This is a genomic window from Saccharomonospora saliphila YIM 90502 (assembly GCF_000383795.1).
In the GTDB taxonomy this organism is placed as follows: Bacteria; Actinomycetota; Actinomycetes; order Mycobacteriales; family Pseudonocardiaceae; genus Saccharomonospora; species Saccharomonospora saliphila.
On sequence record NZ_KB912618.1, the window covers coordinates 60,040 to 75,645 of the forward strand.

At 69.6% G+C, this 15,606-nt stretch carries 12 protein-coding genes and 1 pseudogene; 5 read left to right on the forward strand and 8 right to left on the reverse strand.

The genetic code is table 11. The features are described from left to right. Positions 1-1,592: MDR family MFS transporter (locus tag SACSA_RS21190; protein WP_019813181.1), on the reverse strand; the 1,592-nt coding region annotated here is incomplete at its 3' end. A 232-nt stretch (positions 1,593-1,824) separates the two neighbouring features. On the opposite strand from SACSA_RS21190, the gene SACSA_RS0102435 reads away from it, so the two are divergent. Beyond that, positions 1,825-2,712 (forward strand): arylamine N-acetyltransferase family protein, encoded by an 888-nt coding sequence (locus SACSA_RS0102435; RefSeq protein ID WP_019813183.1) that lies wholly within the window; start codon positions 1,825-1,827, stop codon positions 2,710-2,712. Between the two features lie 123 nt (positions 2,713-2,835). On the opposite strand, the gene SACSA_RS0102440 is transcribed toward SACSA_RS0102435, so the two are convergent. The 6 genes from SACSA_RS0102440 to SACSA_RS0102465 form a co-directional block, all read right to left on the reverse strand. Then, complete coding sequence (locus SACSA_RS0102440; protein ID WP_019813185.1) at positions 2,836-3,903, reverse strand: mandelate racemase/muconate lactonizing enzyme family protein; 1,068 nt, start codon at positions 3,901-3,903, stop codon at positions 2,836-2,838. 98 nt (positions 3,904-4,001) lie between these two features. Beyond that, positions 4,002-4,886 (reverse strand): NAD-dependent epimerase/dehydratase family protein, encoded by an 885-nt coding sequence (locus SACSA_RS0102445; protein ID WP_019813187.1) that lies wholly within the window; start codon positions 4,884-4,886, stop codon positions 4,002-4,004. Between the two features lie 52 nt (positions 4,887-4,938). Next, the gene (locus SACSA_RS0102450; RefSeq protein ID WP_019813190.1) at positions 4,939-5,949 is read right to left on the reverse strand and encodes a TRAP transporter substrate-binding protein; all 1,011 of its coding nucleotides are present in this window, start codon (positions 5,947-5,949) and stop codon (positions 4,939-4,941) included. 31 nt (positions 5,950-5,980) lie between these two features. Then, positions 5,981-7,276, reverse strand: coding sequence for a TRAP transporter large permease (locus SACSA_RS0102455; RefSeq protein WP_019813192.1), 1,296 nt, complete (start codon positions 7,274-7,276; stop codon positions 5,981-5,983). After that, the gene (locus SACSA_RS0102460; protein WP_019813194.1) at positions 7,273-7,866 is read right to left on the reverse strand and encodes a TRAP transporter small permease; all 594 of its coding nucleotides are present in this window, start codon (positions 7,864-7,866) and stop codon (positions 7,273-7,275) included. The genes SACSA_RS0102455 and SACSA_RS0102460 overlap by 4 nt, the downstream gene beginning before the upstream one ends. A gap of 274 nt (positions 7,867-8,140) precedes the next feature. Beyond that, entirely contained in the window at positions 8,141-9,154 is a 1,014-nt protein-coding gene (locus SACSA_RS0102465) for a LacI family DNA-binding transcriptional regulator (protein WP_019813196.1), read from the reverse strand. A 339-nt stretch (positions 9,155-9,493) separates the two neighbouring features. Here SACSA_RS0102465 and SACSA_RS0102470 point away from each other — a divergent pair, with 339 nt between their 5' ends. The 4 genes and pseudogenes from SACSA_RS0102470 to SACSA_RS0102480 all read left to right on the forward strand — a co-directional run bounded on the left by SACSA_RS0102470 (position 9,494) and on the right by SACSA_RS0102480 (position 13,945). Continuing rightward, positions 9,494-10,951, forward strand: coding sequence for a glycoside hydrolase family 28 protein (locus SACSA_RS0102470; protein WP_019813198.1), 1,458 nt, complete (start codon positions 9,494-9,496; stop codon positions 10,949-10,951). Between the two features lie 57 nt (positions 10,952-11,008). Continuing rightward, positions 11,009-11,095: pseudogene (locus SACSA_RS27145) on the forward strand (twin-arginine translocation signal domain-containing protein); the annotation flags it as partial. A gap of 66 nt (positions 11,096-11,161) precedes the next feature. Further along, complete coding sequence (locus tag SACSA_RS0102475) at positions 11,162-12,430, forward strand: glycoside hydrolase family 28 protein (protein WP_019813200.1); 1,269 nt, start codon at positions 11,162-11,164, stop codon at positions 12,428-12,430. Between the two features lie 72 nt (positions 12,431-12,502). Next, positions 12,503-13,945, forward strand: a complete 1,443-nt coding sequence (locus SACSA_RS0102480; protein ID WP_019813202.1) for a glycoside hydrolase family 28 protein — start codon at positions 12,503-12,505, stop codon at positions 13,943-13,945. Between the two features lie 189 nt (positions 13,946-14,134). On the opposite strand, the gene fmdA is transcribed toward SACSA_RS0102480, so the two are convergent. Continuing rightward, positions 14,135-15,379: a formamidase gene (gene fmdA, locus SACSA_RS0102485; protein WP_019813204.1), complete on the reverse strand. Its 1,245-nt coding sequence runs from the start codon at positions 15,377-15,379 to the stop codon at positions 14,135-14,137. Between the last annotated feature and the right edge of the window lie 227 nt (positions 15,380-15,606).

A 15,606-nucleotide genomic window follows, 5' to 3' on the forward strand; every position in this document is an offset into this window, starting at 1 on the left:
GCGCGGGCGCAGGGTGTAGCCGCGCCGGCGGCGCGGCGTGGCCGCTCGAGGTCCGAGGTCGTGGCCGGGGGCGGGGTGGGTCGCCGGTGCTCGTCGTCGAGGTCGAGGGTGTCGCGCAGGGGTTTTTCCCGGAGGAAGCTCACGGCGAGCACGGTGACCAGGGCCGCGACGGCGGTGATGAGGAACAGTGTGCCCGTGGCGGTGCCGTAGGCCGCGCGCACGACCTCCCGCACCCCGAGGGGCAGGGAGTCGACGTCGAGGGTGGCCCCACCGCCGTTGAGCGCGGCGCCGACGGGCACGCCACGCGCGGCCAGGGTCGTGGTGACGTGGTCGGAGACCCGCATGGCCAGCACGGCGCCGAGCACGGAGACCCCGGCGGAGCCGCCGAGGGAGCGGAAGAAGGTCACGGTGGCGGTGGCGGAGCCGACGTTGCGCATGCCGACGGTGTTCTGCGCGGCCAGCACGAGGTTCTGCATCAGCGCGCCGACGCCGGTGCCCATCATCGCCAGGAACACGCCCATCCAGGCGAGGTTGGTGGTGTGGTCGACGGTGCTCAGCAGCGACAGTCCTGTCAGCAGCACCAGCGAGCCCGCCACGAGGAAGGGTTTGGTGCGGCCGGTGCGGGACACGATCCGCCCGGTGACGGTGGAGGAGGTGACCAGGCCGAGCACCATCGGCAGGGTCAGCAACCCGGCCTCGGTGGGGGAGAAGCCCCGCGCGATCTGGAAGTACTGCACGAGAAACACCGCGCCGCCGAACATGGCGGTGCCCACGCTGAGCGAGCCCACGACGGCCAGGGTGAAGGTGCGGTCACGGAACAGGTGCAGTGGCACCACGGGGTCGGCCACGCGGGTCTCCACGAACAGGGCCAGCCCCAGCAGTGCGACCGCGCCGCCGACGAGGGCGGCGGTGGTGGGCGAGATCCACGCGAAGTCCTGGCCCGCGAGGGAGAACCAGACCAGCAGCAGCGCCACGCCTGACACGAGCAGCAGCGCGCCCAGCCAGTCGATCGTGACCGGGCGCCGGTCCACGGGCAGCCGCAGGGTGCGGCCGAGCACGACGAAGGCGAGCACGGCGATGGGCACGCACACCCAGAACGACCAGCGCCAGCCCAGCGGCGAGTCGACGATCAGTCCGCCGATCAGCGGTCCGGACGTCGTGGCCACGGCGAAGGTGGCGCCGATGTAGCCGGCGTAGCGGCCCCGGTCCCTCGGGGAGATCATCGCGGCCATCACGGCCTGGATGAGCGCCTGCAACCCGCCCATGCCCGCGCCCTGCAGGGCGCGGAAGCCGATGAGCTCGGGCATGCTCTGGGCGATGCCACCGAGCACGGAGCCGAGGGTGAAGATCACGATGGCGACCTGGTAGAGCAGCTTCTTGCTGAACAGGTCGGCCAGCTTGCCCCAGATGGGCGTGGTGGCGGTGGAGGTCAGCAGCATGGCCGTGACGACCCAGGCGTACTGGCTCTGGGTGCCGTTGAGGTCGGCCAGGATCGTCGGCAGGGCGCTGGAGACGACGGTGGAGGACAGGATGGCCACCAGCAGCGCGAGCAACAGACCGGTGAACGCCTTCATCACCTGCCGGTGCGGCATCGGCGCGGGTGCCGCCGGAACGGGCGCGGCAGGGCAGGACGCGGGGTGCTCGGGCGCGGACGTGGTGCGCTCCCTTCGCGGGACGGACGAGTGGATACTTTCCTAACCTAAGGAAATAAGTTGCGTGATGCAACTATGCGTTCGGGTGTGTGGGCCACCTCGCACTGCCGCAGGGCCCGCCGCACCCCGCGCGGCTTGACCTCCACTCGACTCAAGGTGTGACCGTCAAGACATGACCACGACGACCCCCGCGCACAGCGGCCCCACGACCCTCTCCCCGGATTCCGGCACGCACCCGGCCGACGAATGGGGCATCGACGCCCTCGACCTCGACGCCTACCTCGACCGCATCGGCATGTCCCGCGCCGCGCCGTCGGCCGCCGCGCTGGCCGCGCTGCACGAGGCCCATGTGCGCACCATCCCGTTCGACAACATCGAGCCCGCCCTGGGCAGCACGCCGAGCCTGAATCTGGCCCGCATCACCGACAAACTCGTACACCGACGCCGAGGTGGCTACTGCTACGAGCACGCCCTGCTCGCCGCCGCCGCCCTCGAACACCTCGGGTACCCGGTCACCCGGTGCCTGGCCCGGGTCCGCCCCGACCATCCGGAGAACCTGCGCACGCACATGGTGCTGCTCGTGCACGCCGACGGCGAGGACCACCTCGTCGACGTCGGCTTCGGCGCGAGCATGCTGCGGCCCATGCCGCTGCGCGACGGCGTCGAACTCGACCAGGCGGGCTGGCGCCACCGCCTGCGCCGCACACCCGGCGGGTGGCGACTGGACAAGCACACCGGCGACGACTGGCAGACCCTGCACGCCTTCGACGACACCCCGCAGCGCCTCAGCGACTACGTCGTGGCCAACCACTACACCGCCACGCACCCCGACTCGCCGTTCACCGGCCGCCTGGTGGCCATGCGCCTCGAACACGGCATCAGCCGCCAGCTCGTCGGCGCCGAACTGCGCGTCCACCACGCCGACGGCCGCCCGACCGAAACCATCCCGGTCACCACCGACACACTCGGCGAGGTCCTCGACGCCCTCGGCCTCGTCGTCGACGCCGACGACCTGCGCCGCCTGACAGACCTGCACAGGCGGAACGCGGCCGGAGCGTGACCGTGCCCGCCAGGCGCGGGCTGGTGCACAGCCCTACGACGGCATCGAGCACGGCCTGCGCCGACCCGGCGCCGGGGAGCGATCCTGGTGCGGACCGCGCCAGCCCCCTCGGCGCCTACCCGGTCAGACCTCGAACACCAGCCCGTGCCCCGGGCCCGTGTCGGCCGAGGCGCCCCCGGCACCCACCGACACCCCGCACGGACGCGCCAGCGCGCCCAGCTCGGCGAACGAGGCCCGGTCGATCGCCTCCACCATCGACACCAGCGGCACACACAACGCCAACTGCGCCGACAACTCCGGCAGCAGATGCGGCGCCACCGGCACATCGAACGCCGCCGCCAGATCCGCCACCCGCAGAAACGGGGTGATCCCGCCGACCCGCACCACGTTCGGCTGCGCGATGTCACACACACCCGCGACCAGCATGTCCCGGAACTGCCGCACCGTGCGCAGGTTCTCCCCGACCGCGAACGGCACCGTCGTGCTCTGCCGCAGCCGCACGTGCCCGGCCAGGTCGTCGGCGGGCAACGGCTCCTCGATCCAGAACGGGTCGAACCGCGCGAACGCCTCCAGCGCCCGCGACGCGGTCGGCACGTCCCAGCGCTGATTGGCGTCGACCATCAACCGCCGCCGCGACCCGAGAATCTCCCGCACCGCCGCCAACCGTTCCAGGTCGCGCTCCAGCTCGGCCGAACCGACCTTCACCTTCACCGCCGAGTGCCCCTGCTCGACCCACCGCCGCACCTGCTCGCACAGCTCGTCCAGCCCGTAGTCGAGGTTCACACCGCTGCCGTAGGCAGGCACCGACTCCCGCCGCCTGCCCAGGAGATCCACCAGCGCGGAACCGGCCACCCGCGCCCGCCGGTCCCACAACGCGATGTCCACCGCCGCCAGCGCCATCGCCGACACCCCACCCGGACCGGCCTCGTGCAGGTAGCCGTACAACTGGTCCCACCTCGGCACCGGGTGCGGCGAACGCCCCAGCAGCACCGGGGCGCAGTCGTCCTCCAGCACGGCCCGCACCGCGCCCGCCCCCACCCTCGGGGTCCAGCTCACGCCCGTGCCCTCGGCACCGTCGGACGTGGCCACGCGCACCACCACGATGTCGTGGTAGCTCACCCCACCGTCCCAGGTTCCCGGCAACGGCAGGCGCCGCGTCGTGCACCGCACATCGGTGATCGTGGTGGTCACCAGAGTCCCTCTCCCTCGCATCCGTCCGGCCGCCGACCACGGCCCGGACCCGCGACGCCCGGGCGTGGGCACCGCCGCACGCCCGGGCACCCCACCGGTCAGCTCGTCTCAGTCAGCTCGTCACGCCAGCGATGGCACGGCTTCCAGCCCAGCAGCCGCGCCGCCTTGCCGGTGTCGAACGCCGGAGCCGTGCCCGTCAACGACGCCGCCAGCTCCTCGGTGACCGGTGTGTACCGGGGCAGAAGCTCCGCCAGCGGCTCGGTGGCCAGCGCGTCGTCGGCGCAGACGAAGAAGGTCTCGCCCCCCGGGACCTCGTCGGCCCCCTCCACCAGCAGCCGCACGAAGCGCGCGGCATCGCGCGCGTCGACGTAGTTGAACAGCGACGACGCCGCCCGCTCGGGCGTGCCCAGCCGGTCCCGGATCGTGCCGCCACCCTGCGACGGCGCCCCCCGCCACTCCTCGGGCGAGACCACGAAACAGGGCCGGAAACTGTGGAACCGGCCCCGGCCGCGGGAGGCGAACCCGCGCACCACCGACTCGGTGGCCACCTTCGACAACGTGTACGCGTTCCACGGCGCCACCGGATGATCCTCGTCCAACGGCAGGTACGACGGCAGCCACCCGCCCGGGTTGCCGTACCCGGCCACCGTCGGCGAACTGGCCACCAGCGTCCGCCCGACACCCAGGTCGAACGCCGCCTGGCAGACGTTGAACGCCATCGTGGCGTTGGTGCCGAACGTGGCGATCTCGCTGCGCACGTTCGGCGCGGGCACGGCCGCCAGGTGCACCACCGCGTCGGGACGGAACTGCGCCAGCGTCGAGTAGCACTCACCGGGCTCGGACAGATCGGCCGGGAAGGCGCGCACACCGTCCCCGCCCGCCGGGGCGGTGTCCACCGACACCACCTCGTGTCCTTGCGCGCCGAGCTCGGCGAGCACACTGCGACCGAGACGGCCGGACCCCCCGGTCACCAGGACGAGCATCGAATCTCCTTCACATGAAACGTCGTGCGTGGCAACGGGCACCGCCCGCACGTCAGGGCTGACGCGCGGCCTCGACCGCCTCGAGGAAGTCGGCGTAGGCGCCGGCCTCGGCCTCGCGCAGCGCGGACACCGCCCGCTCGAACTCGCCGCGGTCGTCCAGCTCGGTGATAGTGACCCCGTTGTCCTCAAGCACCTGGCGGCTCTGCTCGACCTCCTCGGCCCACAGCTCGCGCTGCTTCTCGGTGGACTCCCGCGCCACCGTGCGCACCAGCTCCTTGTCCTGCTCGGAGAGCTGGTCCCACGCCGTCTGCGAGATCATCAGCACCTCCGGCACCCGCTGGTGCTCGGTCAGCGTGTAGTTGCCGGCCACTTCGTAGTGCCGGGTCGAGACGTAGCTGGGGAAGTTGTTCTCCGCACCGTCGATCACCCCGGTCTCCAGCGAGCTGTAGACCTCGCTGAACGACATCGTGGTCGCCGACCCGCCGAACGCATCGATCACGTCGGCGGTCACCGACCCCGGCTGCACACGGATATTGCGGCCCGCCAGGTCGGCGGGGGACTCGACCGGCTCACCGGTGGTGTAGACCGACCGGGCACCCGAGTCGTAGTAGGTCAGCCCCACCACACCGGCCTCGGACAGCTCGTCGAGCTTGGCTTGCCCGCCCTCGCCGCGCAAGAACCGCCAGAAGTGTTCGGAGTCGTCGAACAGGTACGGAATCCCGAACGCCTCCCACGACGGCACGAACTCGCCGACCAGGTTGGCGTTGGTGCGGTTGAGTTCGATCGAGCCGAGCTGCATCTGCTCCAGCACGTCCCGCTCCTCACCGAGCTGGGCGTCGGGGTAGACCTCGATGTTGATCCGGCCGTCGCTGCGTTTCCGCAACTGGTCGGCGAACCACTGGTCGGCCTGGGTGGTGGGGTAGTCGCTGGGGTGGGTCTCGGCCAGCCGCCAGTTCAGCGTCCCCCCTTCGGAGCCCGCTCCGCCACCACAGGCGGTCAGGCCCGCGACGAGCGCGGTGACGGCGGCGGTGATTCCCATCCGCCGGAGCGCGGCGTTGCGCATGGTGTCTCCTTCGTGTCGAACTTTCACCGGGTCAGTAGCCGAGCCAGGACGGCAGGCTCAGCGAGAGCGCGGGGACGAACGTGACCAGCAGCAACGCGCCGACCATCGGCAGGTAGAACGGCAGCACCCCGCGTGCGGCCTGCTCGATGCGGATGCCGCCGACCGCCGAGCCGACGAACAGCACACTGCCCACCGGCGGGGTGATCAATCCGATCGCCAGGTTCAGCATCAGCATCACGCCGAACTGCATCGGCTCCATGCCCACCGAGGTCACCACCGGCAGCAGGATCGGCGTGGTGATCAGAATCAGCGGCGCCATGTCCATCACCGCGCCGAGCACGAGCAGCAGCACGTTGCACAGCAGCAGGATCACCACGGCGCTTTCCGAGACTCCGAGCAGCGCGTCGGTCAGCGCCTCGGGTACCCGCAGCACCGTGAGCAGGTGCCCGTAGGCCCCGGCCGCGGCGATGAGGAACAGCACGGTGCCCAGCGTCCGCATCGACCGGCGCAACATCCCCGGCAACGCCGACAGCGGCACCTCCCGGTACACCCCGAAGGTCACCAGCACCGCCCACACGCAGGCGATCGCGGCCGACTCGGTGGCGGTGAAGACCCCGCTCAGGATGCCGCCGATGACGATCACCGGCGTCGCCAGGCCGAGCAGCCCCTGCCAGACGATCTTCGGGATGTCGCGCGCCGCGATCGGCTCACCCTTGGGGTGGTGGTGGCGACGCGCCATGACGTAGCAGGTGGCCAGCAGCAGCAGCCCGATCAGCAGGCCCGGCACGACCCCGGCCATGAATAGCCCGCCGATGGAGACGCTGCCGCCCGCCGCGAGCGCGAACATGATCATGTTGTGGCTCGGCGGAATGAGCACGCCCTGCGCGGCGCTGGACACGGTCACGCCGACCGAGTACGAGTCCGGGTAGCCCTGCTTGCGCATCATCGGCACCATCACCGACCCGACCGAGGACGTGTCGGCCACGGCCGAGCCGGAGATGCCTCCGAAGAAGGTGCTGGAGACGACGTTGAGCATGGCCAGCCCACCGCGCAGCCAGCCCACCACGACGTTGGCCAGATCGATCAGGCGGCGGGCGATGCCACCGGAGGCCATCACCTCGCCCGCGACGATGAAGAACGGGATGGCCAGCAGCGGGAACGAGTTCAGCGCCTGGACCATCTTCTGCCCGACCAGCGCCAGGGGAGTGGCGATGTAGAGGGCGGTGGCCACCGAGGACACCGTCAGCGCCAGGGCGATCGGGACCCGCAGCACGAGCAGGAGTGCGAAACCGCCGAACAGCAGTGTCACGGCGATGGGATCGATCATCGGCTGCGGCCCTCCTCCGGGTCGGCCTCGTCGGCACGGTCGGCACCGCCGACGGCGTCGGGGTGGTCGGCGCCAGTGCTGTCGGTGCCGGGCGGAGTGAGCAGACCGAACACCTGCAGCGCGCTGTAGAAGGTGATCAGCACGCCCGCGGTCGGCATCGCCGCGTACTGCACCGACGTCGGCAGGCCGGTACCGGGCAGCGTCGAGTTCATCATCAGGCTGGTGAACTCCCCGCCCTGGACGATGAGGTAGATCCCGAAGGCGGCCATCAGCGCAGGACCGACCCGGGCGGCGACCTGCCGGGCCAGCGCGGGCAGCCGGTCCACGACCAGGCCGACCGCGATGTGGCTGTGGTCGCGGATGCCCTTGGCGATCCCCAGAAACGCCAGCCAGCACAGCAGCAGCAACGCCGTCTCCGACGACCAGCCGGGGGTGAACCCGAGCACGTACCGGGCGAAGACCTGCCAACTGATCACGAGGATCATGGCGATCAGGGCGGACAGCGCCAGCGCGTCGGTGATGCGGTCCACGACCGCGAGGCCGACCCGCAGCACGCGCCCGACGAGCGTCCTCGGTGACGACTGTGACATCGAACTTGTGACTCCGATCCTCCTCGATCGGGGCAGCCCACCCCTGAGAAACCGGTTTCTCACCGTAGCCGTTCCTCCGGACGTGTCAAGAGTCCTGATGACATCCGGTTGACCGGCCCGGACGCCCGCGGGGGCACGGCACGGCCGGTTGGCGCGCTCGGTTCCCGGTGTCCGGTTCCCGCCGTCCCGTTCGCGGCACTCGGACGTGCGATCGCCTCCGGTCCGCTCGGGCGCGGCGCACGGTTCGTGCCCGGCCGGGGCCGGGTGCCTCGCCTCAGAGGGTGTCGGTGCGGACCACTCCGGTGGTGGAGCGGACCTCGAGCCGGGGCGTGAAACACACGTCGGCGGGCGGGTCCTCGCCCCGCAACACCGCCGAGAGGCGTTCCCAGGCTTCGCGCCCCAGTTCCTCCTGCGGCACCGCGACGGTGGTCAGCATGGGGTTGGCGTACCGGGCGAACGGAATGTCGTCGAACCCGACGACGCTGACCCGCTCGGGCACCTCCACACCCGCCGCCTGCAACCGCGCGAGGGCGCCGAGCGCGACGAGGTCGTTGTATCCGATGATCGCTGTGGCGCCGTCCTCGAGCGCCCCGCCCGCGGCGTCGTAGCCGTCCTGCTGCATCGAGCCGCACTCCCGCACCGACAGCTCCAGCCTGCCCTGCACCGACTCGTGCAGGCTGTCGAGCCGTTGCCGGTTCGACACGCTGGCCATCGGCCCGGCGAGGTAGGCCACGTGCCGGTGGCCCAGGCCGGCCAGGTGCGCCACCACCGCACGCATCCCGGCGGCGTAGTCGACCGACACCGTCGGCACGTCCAGACCCGCCACGTGCCGGTTGACCAGCACGAACGGGTTCAGCCGCTCGGCCAGTGCGGCGAGTTCGTCGTCATGGGCCCGGGGTGCGCACAGCACCAGCCCGTCGGTGCGCAGCCGGGTCTCCCGGGCCAGCAGAGGCTCTTCCAGCGGCATCTCGTGGCTGTCGCTGACCAGTACCCGGTAACCCTCGGCGCCCGCGGCCCTGCTGATGCCGCGCAGCACGGACTGGAACATCGGGTTGCCCAGGTCGGGCACCAGGATCGCGATCAACCCGGTCCGGCCCCGCGCGAGTCCCTGCGCGACCGCGCTGGGGTGATACCCCAACGACGCCGCCGCCTGCTGCACCCGCCTGACCAGTTCCGCGTCGACCGTGCTCTGCCGGTTCATCACGCGGGACACGGTGGCGGGGGAGACCTGCGCCGCCCGCGCGACGTCCCGGATCGTCACCGACCGCACCCGGCCGACCGAGTCCATGTGACCGCCTCTCTCCCTGCGCCGATGGGCCGACACAGACCGGCACACCAGCGAGAAACCGATTTCGGATCAACCGTCGTGAGCCTGTGATCCTATCGCACACGCACGCCGCCCGATCCTGCCTGGCAGGGGCCCGCGACCGCATCCCAGCAGGAAAACGGGCGCTCCCTGCGCGCTGGAACCCGCCGTCGGAGGGCGATGCCCTCGGTGCTCGGGCATTGACAGTCCCGATCACGCTGAGGTTCCATCAGAAACCGGTTTCCATGGAGGCCGTCTCCGCGGGCCCGTCGCCGACGGGCTCTCACCCGTGCTCATCGCCGAGTACACGAGGAGGAACGCATGCCGTCCCCGCTCACCCGGATCGCCACCGCCACTCTGGCGGCGGCCGCGCTGGTCACCGGTGCCGCCGCCGCGCCCGCCGCCGCCGACAGGCCCGGCCACGGCCACAACCCCCCGACCGGCTCCGCCGACGGCTGGGAACGTGCCGAGCGGATCCGCAAAGAGGTCAAACCTCCGCGCATCCCGCAGCGCCCCTTCCCGGTGACCGACTACGGCGCCGATCCCACCGGCACCGCCGACAGCACCGACGCGATCGCCGCCGCCATCGACGCGGCGGCCGACAAGGGCGGCGGCAAGGTGATCATCCCGCCGGGCGAGTACGCCACCGGCGCGATCCACCTGCGCAGCAACGTCGAGTTGCACGTCAGCGACGGCGCCACCGTCCGGTTCAGCCAGGACCCCGCCGACTACACCCCCTACGTCTACACGCGGTGGGAGGGCGTCGAACTCTACAACTACTCGTCGTTCATCTACGCCCACGACGTGCGCGACGTCGCCATCACCGGGTCCGGCGTGCTCGACGGCCAAGCCGACTCCGAGCACTGGTGGCCGTGGAAGGAGCAGTCCAACGGCGAGGGCGGGGTCATCGAGACCGAGCACCGCGACGCCCTGCGCGACATGGCCGCCGACGGGGTACCGGTCGAACAGCGCCGCTTCGACGACAGCAAGCTGCGGCCCAACTTCATCCAGTTCTACGACAGCGAGAACATCCTCGTCTCCGATGTGACGGTCACCAACTCGCCGATGTGGATGATCCACCCGGTGCTGTCCGAGAACGTCACCGTCGACAACGTCAACCTCGACAGCCCCGAAGGCCCCAACAGCGACGGCGTCAATCCCGAGTCCAGCCGCAACGTGGTGATCAAGAACTCGCGGTTCGACAACGGCGACGACTGCATCGCCATCAAGTCCGGGCGCAACGAGGACGGCCGCCGGATCGGCGTGCCCAGCGAGAACATCCTCATCGAGAACAACTACATGCGCGACGGCCACGGCGGCGTCACCATCGGCAGCGAGATGTCCGGCGACGTGCGCCACGTCTACGCACAGCACAACACGATGGACAGCCCCGACCTCGACCGCGCCCTGCGCATCAAGACCAACTCCGTACGCGGCGGCACCGTCGAAAGCGTCTACTTCCGCGAGAACGACATCCCGGAGATCGGCGGCGAGGTCATCCGCGTCAACTTCCAGTACGAAGAGGGCGACGCGGGCGAGCACACGCCGACCGTGCGCGACATCAACATCGCCGACGTGCACAGCGTGGGCGGCGAGTTCGCCCTCTACCTGCGCGGCTACGAACGCTCCCCGGTCAGTGACATCACCATCACCGACTCCACGTTCGCCGAGGTGGACACGCCGATGATCCTCGAGCACGTCGACAACCTGAACCTGGACAACGTCAACATCAACGGCGAGCTCTACAACGAAACGATCACCCAGGGCGCTCTCGACTGAGGTGAGCGGACTCGCCGAACAACCCTGCGTGCAGCAGCAGAACCGAGAGGCAACGACATGGCAGAGAGCGTCAGACGCCGCGATTTCCTGGCCGCGACCGGCCTCGTCACGGCAACGGGGATAGCCGGTCTCGCGTGGTCACCGCGTGCAGAAGCCTCGACGGCAACGGGGCCGCCCGCCGAGCGCGCCTGGAGCGAGGCGGCAGCGATCATGCGTCGTGTCCGGCCTCCAAGGTTTCCCGACCGTGACTTCGACATCACCGAGTTCGGCGCCGTAGGCGACGGAAAGACCGACTGTACCAGCGCGATCCGCGCCGCCATCGCCGAATGCCACAGCTCGGGAGGCGGCCGGGTGGTGGTTCCACCGGGGACTTTCGCCACCGGCGCTGTGCACCTGCTCAGCGACACCAACCTGCACCTCAGCGCGGGAGCGACGCTCGCCTTCAGCCGGGATCCCGCAGACTACCTCCCGGTCGTCTACACCCGCTACGAGGGTGTCGAGCTGTGGAACTACTCACCACTCGTCTACGCCCACCGAGAACGCAACGTCGCGATCACCGGTACCGGAGTGATCGATGGTCGCGCGGACGACTCGCACTGGTGGGACTGGACCGGGGGAGCGCCACCGAACGAGAGTCCGGACAAGACCCGGCTCAACGAGTTGGCGGCAGCGGGTGCGCCCGTGGCGCAACGCGTGTTCGGCGGAGGGCACCACCTGCGACCGAACATGGTGCAGTTCTACTCGTGCGAGAACGTCCTGGTCGAGGGTGTCACCTTGCGTGACTCGCCGATGTGGAACCTGCATCCCGTCCTGTGCCGCAACGTGACGGTCCGCTCCGTCGTGGTCGACAGCCCCCACGGTCCGAACAACGATGGCATCGACCCGGAGTCGTGCACCGACGTCGTGATCGAAAACTGCGTCATCAACACCGGAGACGACTGTGTCGCGCTGAAGTCGGGTAAGAACGCCGACGGCAGGCGGGTCGATGTTCCCTGCGAGAACGTGGTCGTGCTCGACTGCGAGATGGCCGACGGCAACGGCGGAGTGACCATTGGCAGCGAGACGAGCGGGGGCATCCGCAATCTGTTCGTCCGGCGCTGTGCGATGAGCAGCCCCCGGCTGGAGCGAGCCATCCGAATCAAAAGCAATCCCGAGCGCGGCGGAACGATCGAAAAAATCTACGTGCACCAGGTCAACGTCGGTCAGGCCGCCGACGCGGTCGTGGAGATGGTGCTCAACTACGCCAATGTCACGACCGGAGCCTTCCCCCCGGATCTGCACGGTGTCGTCATCAGTCAGCTCACCGCGGCCAACGCCCCGCGCGCGCTCAACATGATCGGCGATGAAACCCACCCGATCCGCGACATCCGACTACACGCCTGCCGATTCGACGCCATGTCGGAAGCCGACGTCATCCGCAACGTCGAGGGGCTCGTGCTCAACCAGGTATGGACCAACGGCGTTCGCATCGATACCTGATCACTCACCGCACAGCTGAACCGACCCGACACGGCGTCGGTAATGCGATCCTGAATTCCGAAGGAGCCCATCATGGCAAGACGACTGAACCGGAAGGACTTCCTGCGGCTCAGTGGCGGAACGCTCGCAGGCGGCGCGCTCGCGTCGGCGCTGGCGGGGACCGGTACGGCGCACGCCGCGACGACCACCGGGTCCAGCGGCCCGGGAGCCGGTGCCGGTGCTGATGCGTGGCGTTACGCGGAGCAGATCGCGCGCCGGGTCGAGGCCCCACGGTTCGCCCCGCGTGACTTCGACATCACCGAGTTCGGCGCCACGCCCGACGGGACGTCCCCGGCGACCGAAGCGATCCGCGCCGCCATCTCAGCGTGCCACCGCAGCGGCGGGGGAAGGGTGGTCGTCCCGGCGGGCTCGTTCCTGACCGGCGCGATCCACCTGCGCGACAACGTGAACCTCCACGTCAGCGAGGGCGCGACGCTGCTGTTCAGCACCGATCCGGCGGACTACCTCCCCGTCGTACTGACCCGCTTCGAGGGCATCGAGTTCATGAACTACTCGCCGCTCATCTACGCGAACGGCTGCACCAACATCGCGGTGACCGGCACGGGAACCCTGGACGGCCAGGCGTCCACGGAGAACTGGTGGGCGTGGGGCAGCAGGTCCAGTGAGGGCTGGACAAGGCTGCAGCAGATGGCCCGCGACGGCGTTCCGGTCGAGGAGCGAGTGTTCGGGCGCGGCTACTACCTGCGTTCCAGCTTCATCCAGACCTACCGATGCACCAACGTGCTGATCGAAGGCGTGACGATTCACCGATCGCCGATGTGGGAGGTGCATCCGGTGCTCTCCCGCAACATCACCATCCGCGACCTGCACATCGACACCCACGGCCCCAACAACGACGGGGTGGACATCGAGTGCTCCCGCGATGTGGTGGTTCGCGGCTGTGTCTTCGACGTGGGTGATGACTGTGTGGCGATCAAGTCCGGTCGGGAGGCCGACGGCCTGCGGGTCAACGTGCCCTCGGAGGACATTCTGATCGAACAGTGCCTGATGCGCCTGCGGTACGGCGCGATCACCATTGGCAGCGAAATGACAGGGGGAGCCCGCAACATCTTCGTCCGTGATTGCCGACTTGACGGCCCGAACCTCTACTTCGGCCTCTACATCAAGACGAACTCACATCGCGGCGGTGTCGCGGAGAACGTCTACCTCAAAAACCTCGAGATCTCCAACCTCACCAAGGAGGTGATCTCGTGCAACTTCTACCGCGGTAAGGGTGACACCGGCCCGCTGACGCCCCGGGTACGCAACGTCGAGCTGCGTAACGTCCACGTGGGCCAAGCCCGTAACGCCTTCTCCATGAGCGGATACCCGCGATCACCGATCGAGGACGTGCGGATCGTGAACTGCTCGTTCGACGACATCCGGCAACCCAGCACCATCACCGACGTGGACATGACTTTCCACAACTTCCGTGTCAACGGTGTGCGCTGCAGCGACCCCGCACAACTTCTCTAGCGGCCACAGCAGTCGACCGCCTGATGCTTCGACGTGAAGAGTTGCTAAGAGGAGGAAGACGAATGAGGTCGGGTATCCTCAGACGATCGAGCCGTTGACATGTCGTCAAGGCCTCCTTCACTGCACTCAACGCAGTCAAGGAGGCCTTGACGACACACCACAAGAACAGTCGGCGTGGGCCAGGCGTGGTCAGGAACTGCTGACCGCGCACTGGCCGCGGTCCACCCGCTGGGGCGGACCCGCCGACGGACGCGGATCGAAATCGAAGATCGCCGTCGGCACGTACAGCGTCGCGCACGCGTTCGGAATGTCCACCACCCCCGACAACCGGCCCTCCACCGGAGCCGCCCCCAGAATCAAGTACACCTGCTCCGGGGTGTAGCCGAACGTGGTGAAGTAGTCGATAGCGTGCAGGCACGCCCTCCGGTACGCCAGCGTCGCGTCCAGATACCGCTGCTCACCCGACTCGGTGACCGACAACCCCGCGAACGTGAGGAACTCCGAATAGCGCGGCTCCACCCGCCCCGGCAGGAACACCGGAGCCTCCACCCCGAAGGTCTCCATCCCGCCCTTGATCACATCCACGTGCAGGTCGACATAGCCGCCCATCTCGATCGCCCCACAGAAGGTGATCTCCCCGTCGCCCTGGCTGAAGTGCAGATCACCCAGCGACAACTTCGCCCCCGGCACGAACACCGGATAGAACACCCGCGACCCGCGCGAGAGGTTCTTGATGTCCTGGTTCCCGCCGTTCTCCCGGGGCGGCGCCGTCCGCGCGGCCTCACCCGCCACCCGCTCGAACTCGTCTCCCGACAACGACCCCAGCAGCGCGTCGCGCGGTTCCGGCGGCAACGCCAACGGCGGCACCCTGCCCGGGTCGGTCGCGATCAGATCGCCCTCCCGCCCGTTCCACCGCCTCAGCAGCTCCGCCGACGGCGCCGTGCCCATCAACCCCGGATGCCCGATCCCGGTGAACGACACCCCCGGCAAGTGCCGCGACGTCGCCGTCTGCCCATGGAAATCCCACACCGCCTTGTAGGCGTCGGGGAAGTGGTCGGTGAGGAACCCACCGCCGTTGTCCCGCGAAAAAATCCCCGTGTACCCCCACGACTGACCCGCCACCGGCCCCGTCTCCTGCGGCACCGGCCCCAGATCCAGAATGTCGACCAGCAACAGATCCCCGGGCTCGGCGCCCTCCACCGCGATCGGGCCGGACAACTGGTGCACCATCGACAACCGCGCGTCCCGCACGTCGTCGGCCGAGTCGTCGTTGTAGATCGTCCCGTCGAACCACTCCCGGCACTCGACACGGAACTCCTCACCCGGACGCACCGTCACCGCCGCAGGCACGTCCGGATGCCACCGGTTGTGCCCCGGCACCTCCTGCTCGGCGAACGACCTGGACTGATCGACGGAGAACTTCACCTCGGGCATACCCGACCTCCTGTAGCTGGCGCGGACGACACGGAACCGACCACCACACCGCACGCACCGGCGCTCACGGCCGCGGCAGCCGCGCATGCCGGGGATCGCGGCTCACCCGCCCCCCACGCGCCGGGACGCCCGAAACCACCTCCGGCCGCTCGGCACTGCGCTCGGTGTCCTCGACCGCCCGCGTCAGCGCGGCCGAACCGCGCCGCACCGCGGGCGCGGTGAACCGC

What these genes read in the sequence shown, in the direction of transcription:
- SACSA_RS0102435 (WP_019813183.1), top strand. Translation starts at nt 1,825, where the DNA reads ATGACCACGACGACCCCCGCGCACAGCGGCCCCACGACCCTCTCCCCG.
- SACSA_RS0102445 (WP_019813187.1), bottom strand. Translation starts at nt 4,886, where the DNA reads ATGCTCGTCCTGGTGACCGGGGGGTCCGGCCGTCTCGGTCGCAGTGTG.
- SACSA_RS0102450 (WP_019813190.1), bottom strand. Translation starts at nt 5,949, where the DNA reads ATGCGCAACGCCGCGCTCCGGCGGATGGGAATCACCGCCGCCGTCACC.
- SACSA_RS0102455 (WP_019813192.1), bottom strand. Translation starts at nt 7,276, where the DNA reads ATGATCGATCCCATCGCCGTGACACTGCTGTTCGGCGGTTTCGCACTC.
- SACSA_RS0102460 (WP_019813194.1), bottom strand. Translation starts at nt 7,866, where the DNA reads ATGTCACAGTCGTCACCGAGGACGCTCGTCGGGCGCGTGCTGCGGGTC.
- SACSA_RS0102465 (WP_019813196.1), bottom strand. Translation starts at nt 9,154, where the DNA reads ATGGACTCGGTCGGCCGGGTGCGGTCGGTGACGATCCGGGACGTCGCG.
- SACSA_RS0102470 (WP_019813198.1), top strand. Translation starts at nt 9,494, where the DNA reads ATGCCGTCCCCGCTCACCCGGATCGCCACCGCCACTCTGGCGGCGGCC.
- SACSA_RS0102475 (WP_019813200.1), top strand. Translation starts at nt 11,162, where the DNA reads ATGCGTCGTGTCCGGCCTCCAAGGTTTCCCGACCGTGACTTCGACATC.
- SACSA_RS0102480 (WP_019813202.1), top strand. Translation starts at nt 12,503, where the DNA reads ATGGCAAGACGACTGAACCGGAAGGACTTCCTGCGGCTCAGTGGCGGA.
- fmdA (WP_019813204.1), bottom strand. Translation starts at nt 15,379, where the DNA reads ATGCCCGAGGTGAAGTTCTCCGTCGATCAGTCCAGGTCGTTCGCCGAG.